The organism is Flavobacterium reichenbachii (genome assembly GCF_002217435.1).
In the GTDB taxonomy this organism is placed as follows: domain Bacteria; phylum Bacteroidota; class Bacteroidia; order Flavobacteriales; family Flavobacteriaceae; genus Flavobacterium; species Flavobacterium reichenbachii.
In genome coordinates this window covers 1-15475 of the sequence record NZ_MUHF01000024.1, presented here as the reverse complement: position 1 = coordinate 15475, position 15475 = coordinate 1, and the positions used below count along the sequence as shown (strand labels likewise).

Annotated in this window: 13 protein-coding genes and 1 tRNA gene; 4 read left to right on the top strand and 10 right to left on the bottom strand. The window is 32.7% G+C overall.

Going from position 1 to position 15475, the window contains the following annotated elements; genetic code table 11:
* Nucleotides 1-29: 29 nt before the first annotated feature.
* Genes B0A68_RS19830 through B0A68_RS19820 form a run of 3 tightly spaced genes read right to left on the bottom strand, consistent with a single transcriptional unit; the run spans nucleotide 30 to nucleotide 5398 of the window.
* Nucleotides 30-1514, bottom strand: a complete 1485-nt coding sequence (locus B0A68_RS19830) for a peptide MFS transporter (protein WP_035686234.1) — start codon at nucleotides 1512-1514, stop codon at nucleotides 30-32.
* On the bottom strand, nucleotides 1514-3190 hold the full coding sequence (locus B0A68_RS19825) for a peptide MFS transporter (protein WP_035688299.1): 1677 nt from the start codon (nucleotides 3188-3190) through the stop codon (nucleotides 1514-1516). The genes B0A68_RS19830 and B0A68_RS19825 overlap by 1 nt, the downstream gene beginning before the upstream one ends.
* 36 nt (nucleotides 3191-3226) lie before the next feature.
* Nucleotides 3227-5398 carry a S9 family peptidase gene (locus B0A68_RS19820; protein WP_035686236.1) on the bottom strand — a complete coding sequence of 724 codons (2172 nt, stop codon included), beginning with the start codon at nucleotides 5396-5398 and terminating at the stop codon, nucleotides 3227-3229.
* Between the two features lie 182 nt (nucleotides 5399-5580).
* Here B0A68_RS19820 and B0A68_RS19815 point away from each other — a divergent pair, with 182 nt between their 5' ends.
* Nucleotides 5581-6894, top strand: a complete 1314-nt coding sequence (locus tag B0A68_RS19815) for a hydroxymethylglutaryl-CoA reductase, degradative (protein ID WP_035686238.1) — start codon at nucleotides 5581-5583, stop codon at nucleotides 6892-6894.
* Between the two features lie 77 nt (nucleotides 6895-6971).
* Nucleotides 6972-7880 (top strand): GYDIA family GHMP kinase, encoded by a 909-nt coding sequence (locus tag B0A68_RS19810; RefSeq protein WP_035686241.1) that lies wholly within the window; start codon nucleotides 6972-6974, stop codon nucleotides 7878-7880.
* 23 nt (nucleotides 7881-7903) lie between these two features.
* Here B0A68_RS19810 and B0A68_RS19805 read toward each other — a convergent pair whose 3' ends face one another.
* The 7 genes from B0A68_RS19805 to B0A68_RS19775 form a co-directional block, all read right to left on the bottom strand.
* Nucleotides 7904-8359: a hypothetical protein gene (locus B0A68_RS19805; RefSeq protein ID WP_035686243.1), complete on the bottom strand. Its 456-nt coding sequence runs from the start codon at nucleotides 8357-8359 to the stop codon at nucleotides 7904-7906.
* 280 nt (nucleotides 8360-8639) lie between these two features.
* Nucleotides 8640-10739 (bottom strand): peptidylprolyl isomerase, encoded by a 2100-nt coding sequence (locus B0A68_RS19800; protein WP_035686246.1) that lies wholly within the window; start codon nucleotides 10737-10739, stop codon nucleotides 8640-8642.
* Nucleotides 10740-10847: 108 nt separating this feature from the next.
* Nucleotides 10848-12107 carry a hemolysin family protein gene (locus B0A68_RS19795; protein WP_035686248.1) on the bottom strand — a complete coding sequence of 420 codons (1260 nt, stop codon included), beginning with the start codon at nucleotides 12105-12107 and terminating at the stop codon, nucleotides 10848-10850.
* A gap of 2 nt (nucleotides 12108-12109) precedes the next feature.
* Nucleotides 12110-12304, bottom strand: a complete 195-nt coding sequence (locus B0A68_RS19790; RefSeq protein WP_035686250.1) for a hypothetical protein — start codon at nucleotides 12302-12304, stop codon at nucleotides 12110-12112.
* A gap of 20 nt (nucleotides 12305-12324) precedes the next feature.
* Nucleotides 12325-12876, bottom strand: coding sequence for an LPS export ABC transporter periplasmic protein LptC (gene lptC, locus B0A68_RS19785; RefSeq protein WP_035686253.1), 552 nt, complete (start codon nucleotides 12874-12876; stop codon nucleotides 12325-12327).
* Nucleotides 12877-12927: 51 nt separating this feature from the next.
* Nucleotides 12928-14163 (bottom strand): membrane protein, encoded by a 1236-nt coding sequence (locus B0A68_RS19780; RefSeq protein ID WP_035686256.1) that lies wholly within the window; start codon nucleotides 14161-14163, stop codon nucleotides 12928-12930.
* Nucleotides 14156-14890, bottom strand: a complete 735-nt coding sequence (locus B0A68_RS19775; protein ID WP_035688303.1) for a type III pantothenate kinase — start codon at nucleotides 14888-14890, stop codon at nucleotides 14156-14158. Before B0A68_RS19775 ends, B0A68_RS19780 begins: the two co-directional genes overlap by 8 nt.
* Before the next feature lie 99 nt (nucleotides 14891-14989).
* On the opposite strand from B0A68_RS19775, the gene B0A68_RS19770 reads away from it, so the two are divergent.
* Together B0A68_RS19770 and B0A68_RS19765 are read left to right on the top strand one after the other, a co-directional pair.
* Nucleotides 14990-15065, top strand: a tRNA-Phe gene (locus B0A68_RS19770).
* 45 nt (nucleotides 15066-15110) lie between these two features.
* Nucleotides 15111-15398: a GIY-YIG nuclease family protein gene (locus tag B0A68_RS19765; protein ID WP_089069767.1), complete on the top strand. Its 288-nt coding sequence runs from the start codon at nucleotides 15111-15113 to the stop codon at nucleotides 15396-15398.
* Nucleotides 15399-15475 lie beyond the last annotated feature (77 nt).

Below are 15475 nucleotides of genomic sequence, written 5' to 3'. Positions count from 1 at the left end.
AAACAAAAAACAAATTCAAAAAATAGTAGTTATTTTACTTCTTGCATTAATTTTTTAATTAACGGAGTTGTAACTATTAAAACAACACCCGCAACAAGAGAATAAATTGCTAATAGATAATACCCATCTGTGTAAGCAATCAACTTAGACATTAGGGTAGTTCCTGTGTTTGCATCAGACATTTCTGCACCTAATTTTCCTGCTGCAAACTGCCCGAAAGCACTTGACAAAAACCATAATCCCATCATCATTCCAAACAATCGTTTAGGAGACAATTTAGTAATTACAGACATTCCAATTGGACCAATACATAGTTCCCCAATTGTATACAACAAATATCCTAAGGCAAAAACATCTAAAGAACTAAGTCCTTTTTCATCTATAAAAAATCTCGCGCTGTAAAAAATAAAGAAACCTGCTGCCAGCAAAATAAATGACAAACCAAATTTAATTACTGTGTTAGGTTCAATTTTTCGTTTGTAAAGATAGATCCACAACAAACCAACCAAGGGACTGAAGATAATAACGTACAATGAATTGATGCTATTATTTACTACGTTTGGATCGATATTGAAAAACAATAATTTACTGGATAAATTATCTTTTGCAAATAATGACAATGAACCGCCAGACTGCTCAGAAATTGCCATAAACATAAAGTATCCAAAAATAAATACAAATGCTGCCAAAAGCTTAGATTGCTGTTTTCTGTCTTTTAGCTGTATCAATTCAAACAAAAAATATCCAATTGCCAAAACCCCAATTGTATACATAAAGTACTCTGTAAAATCTGAGTTTATCACCATTATGTATACCAATGGTATAACTAAAAACGAGCCTACATATACAGCTGTTTCGTAAGTGGTACGCTTTTTAGGTGTATGATTTTCTAAAGGAGAGTTTCCTATTGGCGCTAAATGTTTTTTCGTTAAAAGAAAAGTAACTACACCAATAATCATTACTATTGCCGCAGAAAGAAAACATAAACTCCAAGAATAATTTTTACCCAAATAAATAGGAATTGCACCTCCAAGCATTCCTCCTATATTAATTCCGGCGTAAAATAAACCATAACCCGCATCACGGCGTCCGTCATTTTCATGATACAATTCACCGACCATTGAAGAAACGTTTGGCTTAAAAAAACCTGTTCCAATAATAGAAAGCGTGATTCCGTAATAAAAGAAATCATGCGGATTTGCAGCAATTAGTAAATTTCCCAAGATCATTACGACACCTCCAAAAAGAAGTGATTTTTTGAATCCTAAAATCTTGTCTGCAAAGATACCGCCAATAAAAGTAAAAGCGTAAACAAAAGCCTGAATGGCTCCATATTGAAGACTTGCTTGTCCATCCAGCAGACCTAGTTGATCTACCATAAAAAAAGCTAAAACCCCTCTCATTCCGTAGAAACAAAAACGTTCCCACATTTCAACTAAAAACAAGTACCACAATTGTTTTGGGTACTTGCCTTTAAAATTTTGAATTTCTTCTAACGTAATATTATTTTCCATTATCTAACTCCGTGCATCATTTTTTTCAAGAATGGAGTCAAAGCAAATAACACAATCGCTGCGATACCTGTAAGAACTACAAAAACCATGAAGAATTCATATAAGTTATGAATTTCAAATCCTGCAAAGAAATGGTTAGCAGCACTAATTTGGTGCTTATCCAGAAGTGCCAATTGCTCTGCAGTAGGCGTAACTGTTTTATCTAAAATTGCCTGAAGATCGATTCCTAATTCTTTTGCTTTTGCAAATTTATCACCTGTTGCAGGCAAGATAGAACCTAAAGTTCCTCCTAAAGCATAACCAGATGCATTAGATAAAAAGAATACTCCGTATAATAAAGATGCAAAACGTTTTGGAGATAATTTACCAACCAATGACAAACCAATTGGAGACAAACATAACTCTGCACAAGTATTTAGGAAATACAATAAAATCAACCATTTTACTAATAACAAACCAGAAGTTCCGATATACGATACCTGAGTTGCAATCATAAAGAAACTAACCGAAATCACAACTAAACCAACTGCTAATTTTACAGGAGAAATTGGTTCTTTTCCTTTTGCTCTTAAGGTATCCCACAATATACTAAAAGGAACGGCCAACAGCACAACAAATAGTCCGTTGAAAATCTGCACCATTGATGCCGGCATTTGAAAACCAAAGAAGTTTCTGTCGGTCTGATTATCTGCAATAAAAGTTAGAGAAGAACCTGCCTGCTCAAACGCTGCCCAAAAGAAGATGATAAAGAACGAAACGATATAAATTACTATAATTCTATCTCTTTCTACTTTTGTTAACGAAGAATCTGAAATGATTAATCCAGCCAAAGACAAACCGCTCGAATAGATTAAGGTATAAATTAAGTTCTGCCCCAGTACGTAGTGAAAGAATAAACCTAAAACTAAAAATGCTACTCCGGCAGTCACTAAAGCTCTATCAGAAAAATTAGCTTTTTGTGCTTCTCCTTCTTCAAAATCCGAAGCTTCATTTTTTGATGGTAAACCTCCTAATGGTCTTCCTTCTGGAGATACCACATATTTATTTTTTAAGAAGTAAAAAAGAATTGTTCCTAAAAGCATTGCAACAGAAGCTGCCATGAATCCCCATCTAAAAGCATGAATATCTCTAATTCCGCCAGCATCTTTAACATCGCCTAATAAAGGGCAAATAGATTGTCCTAAAAATGCTCCGATATTGATTCCCATATAAAAAATAGTAAAAGCACTATCTAATTTTGTTTTTTCCTGTTTAGGATACAAACTTCCAACCATACTAGAAATGTTTGGTTTAAAGAATCCGTTACCAAAAACAATAACTCCTAATGCAGAATACATAATTGTTTTAGCCAGAGGCAAATTTGCTTCAAAAACACTTCCGCTGGTAAACAATAACATTTGGCCAATTGCCATCAATAATCCACCTAATAAAATACAATTTCTGTTACCTAAAAAACGGTCAGCTACAAAACCTCCCAACATTGGTGTCAAATAACAAAGCCCTAGAAAACCTCCATAAATCAAAGAAGCTTCTTCTTCTTTCATTAATAATGAGTTTACAAGAAACAACGTCAATAAAGCACGCATTCCATAAAAATTGAACCTCTCCCACATCTCCGTTCCAAACAATACCCAAAGTCCTTTTGGATGCGCTGATTTTACTTGAGTTTCTCCCATATTATTCATTTTTTATTTAAGGTTATTACAGTTATTTTATAAATTTTCTTTGATAAAGTTAGTCATTTTATTGAAAAGCTGAATTCTCGTTGCTCCGCCATAAATACCATGGTTTTTATCTGGATATATTTGAGAATCAAATTGTTTATTTGCCTGAATTAATGCTTCCATCATCTGCATTGAATTTTGAACATGAACGTTATCATCTCCAGAACCGTGAATCAATAAAAATTTCCCTTTTAATTTCTCCACATGATTTATTGGAGAATTTTGATCGTATCCATCTGCATTTTCCTGAGGCGTTTTCATGTATCTTTCTGTATAAACGCTGTCATAAAATCTCCAGTTTGTAACCGGAGCAACAGCAATTGCCATTTTAAATACGTCATTTCCTTGAAAAATACAGTTTGAAGCCATAAATCCGCCATAACTCCAACCCCATATTCCTATTCTTGAAGCATCAACATAAGGATAAGCCCCAATTACTTTTGCCGCATCGATTTGATCTTCGACTTCATATTTACCTAATTGCAGCTGTGTTACTTTTTTAAATGCTGCACCTTTAAAACCAGTACCTCTACCGTCAACACAAGCAACAATATATCCTTGCTGTGTTAGCATCATAAACCAATATTCATTAGAACTGCCCCAAGCATTTACGACTTGCTGCGATCCCGGACCAGAATACTGAATCATAAAAACCGGATATTTTTTTGAAGGATCAAAATCTTTTGGCTTCATAATCCAGGCGTTCAATTCATTTCCTTTGGCCGTTTTTAAAACAAAAAATTCTTTTGACGGCAATTTATACGCCTCTAGTGTAGAAGACAATTGTTTGTTATTTTCAATAACCTGAACTTCTTTCCCTGTTTTTGCTTCGTTTAAAGTATAAGTCGTAGGCTGAACTGCGTTTGAATACGTATTAATGAAGTATTGAAAATTAGGACTAAAGGTAGCCGCGTTTGTTCCTGTATTTTTTGCAAGAGCAAGTTTATTTTTTCCGTCTAATGAAATACGGTATATCGCTCTGTTAATTGAACCATTTTCTGTAGATTGATAGAAAATAGTTTTTGTTTTTTCGTCGAAACCATAGTATGAAGTTACTTCCCAGTTTCCTTTTGTAACCTGATTTTTAAGTTTTCCTGTTTTATCATAAACATAAATATGATTAAAACCGTCTTTTTCGCTTGTCCAGATAAAGCTGTTATCTTTTAAAAAAGTTAAATTATCTGTTACATCAACATAAGCTTTATCTTTTTCATTTAAAACAACTTTTGGAGCTGCTGTTGTTCCATCTACAAATAATAAATCAAGATTGTCTTGGTGACGGTTTAAAACCTGTGCAGACAAAATATTATTGTCATTTGTCCATTGTAGTCTTGCAATGTAAAAATCATTGTAATTTCCTAAATCAACTTTTTTGGTCGAATTTCCTGCAGCATCATAAATATGCAAGGAAACTACAGAGTTTTTTTCTCCTGCTTTAGGATATTTAAACGTTTCAATTGTAGGATATAAATCTTTCTTAAATATTGACATTGAAAATTCCGGCACCGCGCTTTCGTCAAAACGAATATAAGCTAATTTTTTACTGTCTTTACTCCAGTCAAAAGCTCTCACAAAAGCAAACTCTTCTTCGTAAACCCAGTCTGTGATACCATTTATAACTGCATTTTTCTTTCCATCAGTAGTAATGGCTATAGATTTTTTTGAAGTTACATCGTAAACATATAAATTATTCTCCTTAGCATAAGCGATTTTACTTCCGTCTGGCGAGAATGTAGGTTCCTGAACCTGAAAATCAAAAAGTTTCGTCAATGATTTAGATGCTATATCATATAAAAAATAATCTGCCGTAAAAGAGTGGCGGAAAATCTTATTAGTATTACAGGCAATTAAAATTTTCTTTTCAGAAGAATCAAAAGTATAACTGTCAATTCCGTCTGCTAGTGCCGCATGATTTTTAGTATCTATTAAGTTAGATACTTTTTTAAGCGTTGCAAAATCGTACAAATCGATCTGCATGCTTCTGCTGGCTTGGTCAATATTTAAAACGGTGTATTGGTTAGTATTTTTTAACGATTGTAATTCGTCCATACCTTTAGCACGAAAAGTGCCGCCGTAAATATCTTCAATAGTGATCTTCTGCTGTCCGAAAACGGTGGCAACCAAAAATAAAAGAACAAGAGTAATTTTACTTGTATTCATTATAATTTATTTTAAACATAAAAAAGAGCCCAATTTTAGTGAAAAAAATAAACATAATACACATTTTAAGTGTTAAATGTTAAAAAAAATAACAGCAGGAAAATTTAAGCTTTGAAATACATTTTAAATAAAACTCTTAAAATGGTATATTTGTACCAACATTATTATTTAATATATTGAGAATGAACAACGCTGTTGCTGGATTTTCTAAATTATCCAAAAAAGAAAAAATTAACTGGATTGCTGATTCCTATTTTTCAAACCCTGAAGAAGCGGTCAGCATTATAAGAAATTACTGGAATTCAGACGACAAGCTTCAACAACTGCATGATGAATTTATAGAAAACACAATTACCAATTTATATATTCCACTTGGTGTTGCTCCTAATTTTTTAATCAACGGAAAGTACAAAACCATTCCGATGGCTATTGAAGAAAGCTCAGTTGTAGCCGCAGCTTCAAAAGCAGCAAAATATTGGTCGACCAGAGGCGGTTTTAAAGCAACTGTTATTGATACCGAAAAAATTGGCCAGGTTCATTTTATTTTTAATGGAGATGCTGAAAAACTAAATTCTTTTTTCAATCAGATTAAACCAAAATTTTTCTCTGAAACCCAAAGTATTACCAAAAATATGCAGCAGCGTGGCGGCGGTATTTTGGATATTCAATTAAAAGATAAAAGAAATTTACTTGAGAATTATTTCCAGCTTCATGCTACTTTTGAAACTAAGGATAGTATGGGAGCTAATTTTATTAATTCCTGTCTGGAACAATTTGCTGCAACACTAAAAGAAGAGGCTCACAATTCTGATTTATTTTCAGAAAATGAAACTATAAAAGTGGTCATGAGCATTTTGTCTAATTACGTTCCTAATTGTGTTGTTCGCGCAGAAGTTTCATGCCCTGTAGAAGAACTAACAGAAAAACACATTACAAATCCATTAGAATTTGCAGAACGTTTTGTTCAGGCTGTTCAAATTGCAGAAATCGAACCTTTTAGAGCTGTAACACACAATAAAGGGATTATGAATGGTGTTGATGCTGTTATTTTGGCAACTGGAAATGATTTTAGAGCTGTAGAAGCAGGCATTCATGCATATGCCTCAAGAAACGGACAATATTCGAGTTTATCACATGCTAAAATAGAAAACGGAATATTTACATTTTGGTTAGAAATCCCGCTTGCTTTAGGAACTGTAGGCGGACTGACTTCTCTGCATCCTTTAGTAAAATTATGTTTAGAAATACTTCAGAAACCATCTGCAAAAGAACTAATGGAAGTAGTTGCAGTAGCCGGTTTAGCACAAAATTTTGCTGCTTTACGTTCGCTCACAACTACCGGAATCCAACAAGGCCACATGAAGATGCATCTTAATAATATTATCAATCAATTTGAGGCAGACGAACAGGAACGCCAATTGATTAAAGCTCATTTTAAGAAAAATGCAATATCACATAGTGCTGTAGTTGAGTTTATAGAAAATTTACGAAAATAATTAAAATACTTCAGCGCCAATATATTTTGGGTGTTCCTGACAGCTTTCAGGATTACAATCGGAGCTAAAAATAAAGAATGAAAAAAACTTTTTACAGTAACGGAAAACTTTTAATTTCTGGAGAATATCTTGTATTAGATGGAGCAGACGCCTTTGCACTCCCAACAAAATTCGGTCAGGATTTAGTTGTAGAAAAAGGTTCTAATCAAGAAATTAAATGGACTAGTTATGATTTTGATAACCAGATTTGGTTTGAGGATGTTATTTTGTTTTCTGAAATTATAAATAATATACAATCTGATGTAGAAACTGTAAAAACAACTTTGATTAATATTTTGCACGAGTCTTATTTATTGAATTCAGATTTTATAGATCAGGCAGAAGGTTATGTTGTAAGCACACATCTTACGTTTCCCAGAAAATGGGGTCTTGGCACATCTTCTACTTTACTTAATAATATTGCGAGCTGGGCAAATATTAATGCTTTTACTTTACTAAAAAATAGTTTTGGAGGCAGCGGTTATGATATTGCCTGCGCTCAACACAACACACCTATAGTATACAAGATAGAGGACAACACTGCAGTGCCCGTTGTTTTTAACCCTGAGTTTACCAAAAATATATATTTTGTATATCTAAATAAAAAACAAAGCAGTAAAGCTGCAATAAAAGCTTACAACAATAATAAGAATCAAAATTTAACAAAAAGTATTTCCGAAAACAATCGAATAACTCAAGATTTAATAAATGCAAAAACGCTCAAAGAATTTGCATTGGCACTGGAAAAACACGAAGTGCATCTTAGTAACATTCTCGAACTGCAAACTATTAAAGAAATAGCATTTCCAGATTTTACTGGTGTTGTAAAAAGTCTTGGTGCCTGGGGTGGAGATTTTGTTATGGCCGTATCTAAAGAAAATCCTAAAGATTATTTTGCTTCTAAAGGATATGAAACAATTCTTAGCTACAATGAAATGATTTTATAAATTCAAATTAACTACCGCAGCAGTTAGTTTAAATTTACTTTTTTATTTTTAATTTCTTTTGTTTCAAGACGTCTTACGACTTGGTTTTCCTGCTCACTCTGTTCATTAGATTCAATAAGAGTATTGTGCAGGCGTTCTGCCATTTTCTCAATGCTATTCGTAATAGAATCATACACGAGTTCCATACGGCGGTGTTTTTCTTCTTTAACAGCTCTTAAAACGTCTTCTACGAATATTTTATCGTATTTTTCGGCAACAGAATCACGAGTATTCGTTAATCTAATCACATTATCATTACCCAAGATGGTAACTTTAAAGTGCTGTTCTTCATTACTTAAATAGTATTTACCTCCCAGCTCATCACAATTGATGTCTGTACTGCTCACTTTTAGCAACTCAGTAATTATTCCAAAAATATGATTTTCTATTTTAGAATAAACTTTAGGCTTCTTTCTAAAGAACTTAAACACTGAAAACATTAAGTTCTTGAATATTAAAGTAGTTATACACCATACGTTCGCTTTATTTTGTACAAAATTTAAGAATTAAACTTATTGTTAAAATAAAATTTTGCCAAAATAACAGCAATATTTTTAATATCCCTAATTTTTAGCGTTATATTTCTATTATTCCCATATAACATCATAATTTTTGAACGATAAGTATTACAATGTGCAAAATAACGAATACTAATTAAAAGAAGAAGCCGAAATATTCTTTAGAACATTTCGGCTTCTTTATGATTATTAAATACTAAAATTAGTAGTTAAACTGTAATCTATTATCTTTAATATCAGCATTGTTTTTTAAGGCTGGTAAAACTCTTCCTGCATCAGATGCACTTTGAGCTTTTAACTTTTCAACATATGGTGCATGATTAGCAATTGCAGGAGCTTTGATAGTGCTGATGTTTTTAACAACATATACACCTGTATTTCCTTCAATTGGAGCAGAAAGTTTATTTGGCGTTAGAGCAAATGCATTACCAACAACTTTAGGCTCTTGTCCTACACCACCAGGTAAAACTGGGTTTTCCATAGTAACATCAGCTGCTTGCTGTACAGTTACACCTGCACTTTTAGCAATAGCTTCTATAGTAGAACCAGTCATTTTAGCTTTTAGCATTTCTGCTTTTTTCTTGTTTTTCAAGATTGATTCAACATAAGGCCTAGCTAAACTAACTGCTACTAAACCTGACTTGTTTTCGCTTTTGTATTGTGCAATTACGTGACCGATATTTGCTATTTCAAAACGTTTTACATCTCCTTTGTTAGTTTCCTTATCAAATGCCCATCTAACAATGCTACGTTGGTTTCCTAAAGGACCAAAAGCTTCATCCATAGCTTTTGCGCTAATAGCAGGAGCAACTTTTAACCCTAATTCTTTTGCTGCAGCATTAAAATCTTTGTCAGCTGCATTCATTTCAAATTTAGTTGCCAATGTAAATACTTTATCAGAAGTAGTTTCAGAAGGCTCAATTTTTTGAGCGATCGTAGCTAAACGAATTCCATCTTGTTTATCTGTAATTTTAATAATGTGAAATCCGAAAGGAGTTTCAACAAGACCAACTTTTCCAATTCCGTTAGAAAACACGAAATCATTAAATGGTTTTACCATTTGGTTTTGACCAAAATATCCTAAATCACCACCTTGTTGTGCAGATGAATCATCAGAACTTGTAAAAGCCAGCATCATAAAACTATCTGGATTTGCCTGAACCTGAGCTAAGATATCTTCAGCTTTAGCTTTAGCTTCTTCTTTAGTTCTTTTTTCTTTTTGGTTTGGAGTCTGAGATCCTTCATAACCAATTAAAATATGACTTGCTTTTGCATTAACACCAGCTTTAAATCCTAAAGATTTAGATATACACAAGTATTTTCCGTAAACATAAGGTCCATAAATAGCACCTGCTGGAAGACTGAATAATTTATCAGCATCTACAGCTGGAAGGCTGTTTTTAGGTACGTAAGTAGAGTCGTAAGGAACGTCTGAGTTTGAGTTTACAAATTCAGCAATGTTTTTTGCATTTCTAAAACCTGGAATAGAATCCGTTTGTTTTGTTTCATTATTATAAACTGTACTTCCTTTTAAAAGCCCAGTCAGTTTCGTTCTAATTTCAGCTTCGTCTTCTTTAGAAGCTTTATCTTCTACTAAAACGTATTGAATTTCGCGAGTTGCATCTGCTTTAAATTTCTTCTCGTTTTTCTTCATATAATCTACGATATCTGAATCAGAAATTTTCACATCACTATCTTTAATAGAAGAATATAATGCAGCAGCATAAGCAAAGTTTACTTTATTAGCTTCCATTTCATACTTCAGCTTTCCTTCACTAGCAGTTGTATAAAGTCCAGCTTTTATTAATGTACTGTAGATTTGAAATTTTGCGTTTAATTCAGCACCTTTTTCCTTTTCAGCAATATATTGTTTTGCTTCAGGATTAGTTTTAAAATAATCTTTAAATTTTGCAATGTCAAAAATACCTGCAGCATTTAAGAACATAGGATTTTTTCCAATATTTGGATCAGATTTTAAAACCTCAATTAAGTGCTTTTCTCCAACTCTCAATCCTAATTTATCAAATTGAGCTGATAATAATGCGATTGAAACTTCTTCATCCCAAACTCTGTTTGCAGCTTCAGTGGAAGTAATTCCTTGCCCACTTTTTTCAACATTACTAACTTTAACTCTAAAGTCTTCAAATGAAATATCTTTCCCGTCGATGCTTCCTACATCTTTTGAACTTTGACTAAATGTTCCTTTACCGATTAGATCTTGTATTATAAATGCAAATAATGCAAGTGCAATAACTCCTATCAATAAAGCGGAACGCTGTCTAATTTTTGCTAAAACTGCCATTTTTATTATCGTTAATTTTATATTCAGTTTGCGAAAATACAATTATCTAGTTAATAACAATACAACTAGAGTTTTATTTTACACATTTTTTTTTATTAATTTAAAAAATCAGTCTTTTATTGTCATTTTGACTAATTCAATTTTCTTATCTGTCGCCTCTTCTATTACAAAATGAAATTGACCGATCTCGATTTTATCTCCTTTTTGGGGAATTTCTTTTGTGGTATTTACAATAAAACCACCCAAAGTTCCATAAGAATCTTCTTCGGGAATCATTAGCTTATAAGTCTCATTAAGATATTCAACATCTAAACGAGTAGAAAAAATATACTTTCCTTCACTCAATTCCTGTTCGATTAATTCTTCGTCCAAATCGTGTTCGTCTTCGATTTCTCCAAAAAGTTCTTCTACAATATCTTCTATAGTAACAATTCCAGAAGTTCCTCCATATTCATCTAAAACAACAGCAACATTTTTTCGCTTTTTTATTAAAAGATTCAAAGCGTCTTTTATTAATATAGTTTGAGGAACGAACTCTACAGTCATAAGAACTGATTTTATCGTTTTTGGCTTTTTAAACAAATCAAAAGAGTGCACATAACCTACTATATCATCTAATGAATTTTGACTGACAACAATTTTAGAATATCCGGTCTCGATAAACAATGCTTTTAAATCTTCAATGCTGTCGAATAAATCTATTGCAACAATTTCTGTTCGAGGTGTCATAATATCGCGTGCTTTAACACCCGAAAACTCTAAGGCATTCTGAAAAATTTGTATCTCAGAATCTACTTCTTCATCATCCTCTACAGAATTCATCTGTTCGGTTATGTAATTCCCGAGTTCTATTTTACTAAAATACATATGAACGGGGTCTCCTTCAGTTTTGAGGAATCTAATTAAAACTAAATCTGCAATCCAAATAAAAAAAGTAGAGATATAATAGAACAATCTGTAAAACAAGTATGCAGGAACGGCCAAAATCTTAATTAAAGAATTGGCATAGATTTGAAAAAAAACTTTAGGAAAAAACTCCGATGTTATAAGCAGGACAACTGCAGCAATTAGAGTTTGAAGAAGTAAATTAGTAACTATTGAAAAGTGAAAGGATAAATTGGTGATCCATTTTAGAATTAGGTCACCCATAAAAAAACCATAAACTACCATTGCAACATTGTTTCCAATAAGCATTGCGGCAATAAACTTTGATGGATTTTCGGTAAGCTTAGTCAGGATTCGGGACAGAAAATTATCTTGTTTTTTTTCGATTTCAAGATAAATTTTATTCGAGGAAACAAAAGCAATTTCCATTCCCGAGAAAAAGGCTGCTAGTATTAAACAAGATATTATAATACTAATTTCCATTTTTATTGTTTTTTATTACGCTCATCAAATTTTTTGACAAATCTTCTCCTGAAGAAAAACATAAAAACTGCCATTCCGGCAATTATAAAACTTAGAGTTGAAGTATCATTTCCTTCGCTCAGCTTTGTAAATCCGTCATAGACAAAATAAGCTGCAAACAAAATGTAAACGTATTGTGTATATTTTAAATAACCCATAATCTTATAATTCTTTATTTTTATTCTTCAGATTCAATATCGCCGCTTACTCTCTGCGAATTAATAACTTTAAAATCTTTACTAAAATCAACTCCCTGACCATTAGATACTCCTTTTGCATCTGTAAGCTTAAATTTTCTTTCGGTATAAAACCACTCATTTTTCTGATCAAAATAGAGTTGTTCTGTTTCCATAACCTGCCCTTCCTCAGACGTAATTTTTACTTTTCCCTGCAGATCAATTATTCCTGTATTTTTATAAGAAACTGCATAATTTGATTTTATAAAAGTACGTTTTTGTTTTTTATCGTAAATAGTAAGATCAATTCCTTTAGGGAATTCTGTAAAAGGAAAGTCAAGATTGGAGTAGTCCAGCATTTTTGGACTAATCAGAACGCCGGATATGCGTCCAGAATCAGTATATTTTATATCAACAGTATCGGCATCACTTCCCGGAACAAATTCTGAAAAGTTAATTTTCTGAACTTCTTTAAAATTACTTTCGCATCCAAAAAACAATGCCACAGTAAAAACTGTGACAACTGTTATTATATTTTTCTTTGGTAAATTCATTCGCCAAATGTAATAAATTGTAATGAGCTTAAAAAAACATTACGCTTAAGTCTAGTTGAATTTACTTTTTACAAACCATCTGTCATTGAAAGAGAAACTCAGGTTAAAATTGAAATAATTTTCCTGAATTAATCCTGAAGTTACAGTTCCTCTTTTTCCAAACTCGATTCCAACATTGACATTAGAAAAAGATCCAGATCCTAAAATTGGAATTCCAGCTCCTAAGCTCATTCCTACATCATTTATTGATTCGTTATTCACGACAATACCTAATTTTTCGTATTTCAAACCAGCTCTATAGGTGATTCTGCTGAAATAACTATTAAAAGAAGCATAATTTGGAATATAATAACCTCCAATGGCATATTTTGCATATTTCTCATATTGCACATTATCCATTGTATTGTAATAGTTTGCTAAACGTCCGTTTCCTTGAAAAGCAAGTGTTGTACCTACTAACCATTTTCTAGCTTCACCTACACCTGCACCAATAGTCACCTTATTTGGCAGTTTTAAATTTGTCTCCTGTGCAGGATATTCAAATGGCTCCGGATCTCCGTTTACAGAAATCACTCTTGTACTATTAGAATTTAAGCTGCTGGCAAAAGTGTAATTCAAACTAGTAAACAAACTCATTTTTTTAGTAATCTTTCTTTGGTACATACTACCAATGTTAAAGTTAACTCCAGACAATTCTGAAGTATTAACCTCTGCAGTTTCGTTCTGAACACCTGTAACACCTTCTATGCTTGTTGTGGTAATTTTACCAAAATTATATTGAAGATCTGCACCAATACTCCAGTTTGGTTTAATTTTATATCCTAAACCAAAAAACACTTTATTTACACCGCCTTTTCCGTTAAGCTGCGTGCTTGTTGCGCCTTCTGTCGCAGTATTATTTTCTTGAATCTTATATCCAACTGAAGATAAAGGAACCAAACCAAAAGCAGCTCCAAATTTTCCCATCGGAATTCCAACTGCTAAATAATCAAAAGTAGATCGCTGTGCTTTTTCAGATGCATCGCTGCTTTTTAAAGTAGTAGAGGCAAAAGTACCTCCAACTGTAAAAACAGTCTGTTTCAAATTAGCATAACTTGAAGGATTTTCAATATTCAAGTGAATACTGTCTTGTTCTATTGCAACTCCCCCCATAGATCTATATTCAATAGTTCCTTTGAATCTATTTTCACCTATTCCGTAAAAAGAATATGGCGAAGCAGTACCTTCCTGAGCGAATGAAACGAACGATATAAGTAAACAAGCACTTATTATAATTTTTTTAATCATTGTCGATTTTATATTGATATGTTTGGTTCAAACTCTCCAACAGGAAATTTGAATTGGCAAATATGGTATTTTTTAATCGTTTAGCCAAAAAATCTGCATCGCCTCCCGTTAAAATTATTATAAAATTTAAAAAGTTTGCACGATATTCATCGATAAAACCGTCAATCTCATAGACCAAACTGTTAACAACTCCAGAATGAATAGCCTGTATAGTCGAGTTTCCTATATAACCTTCGGGCATCTCTAATGTCAGCAAAGGCAGCTTCGCCGTGAATTGATGCAAGGATTCATATCTCAATCTAAGACCTGGAGAAATTGCTCCGCCCAGATAATGATCGTTTTCGTCGATAAAATCGTAGGTAATACAAGTTCCTGCATCTATTACTAACCTGTTTTGTTTAGGAAATTGTAATGTTGCTCCCGCCGCCAAAACCATACGATCGATTCCCAGCGTTTTGGGAGTTGCATATTTATTTATAAAAGGAAAAATATCATCATTTGTTAAAAAATGAATTTTAATCTGGTTTTCAAAATTCAAAAAAGCCTCTTTTTCTACTTTTCCTACTGATGCAACGACCAAATCAGTACAGTTTTGAAATTTTTTTAAAATTTTTTCAATTTTTTTTTCGAGTTTATTTTTCTCAAAAACAAAATTTTCCAGAGCAGTATTTCCCTCAAATACAGCTGCTTTAATTCGGGTATTTCCAACATCAACCGTTAAAATCATGTTTGCTTTTTTATGAATGCGAAGATACAAATTGATTTTTTTAAAAAAATGTTTTGGATAAACGAAAAATGATTCTATCTTTGCACCCGCAATCAGCATGGTGCCTTAGCTCAGATGGTAGAGCAATGGACTGAAAATCCATGTGTCCCTGGTTCGATCCCTGGAGGCACCACCAAAACCCACTCAACTGAGTGGGTTTTTTGTTTTTAACACCTTTGATATGCATTACTTATACATTCTTTATTCAGATTCTACCAAAAAATTCTACATTGGAGAAACAAACAATATAGACCAAAGAATTTTAAAACATCAAGCTCATTTTTACTCTAATTCTTTCACAAAGACTGCTAACGATTGGAAAGTAGTATTATCTTTCATTTGTAATAATAAAGATGAAGCTCTATATTTAGAAAGATTTATCAAAAGAATGAAAAGCAAAACTTTCAATAATAAAATAATTGAAGACCATTCTATTTTAAAGGATATTCTATCTAAGAGAAAATCCTAATAACCTGGTTCTCCCGAAGCCTCGGGACTGGAGGCACCACCAAAACCCACTCAACTGAGTGGGTTTTTTGTTTTTAA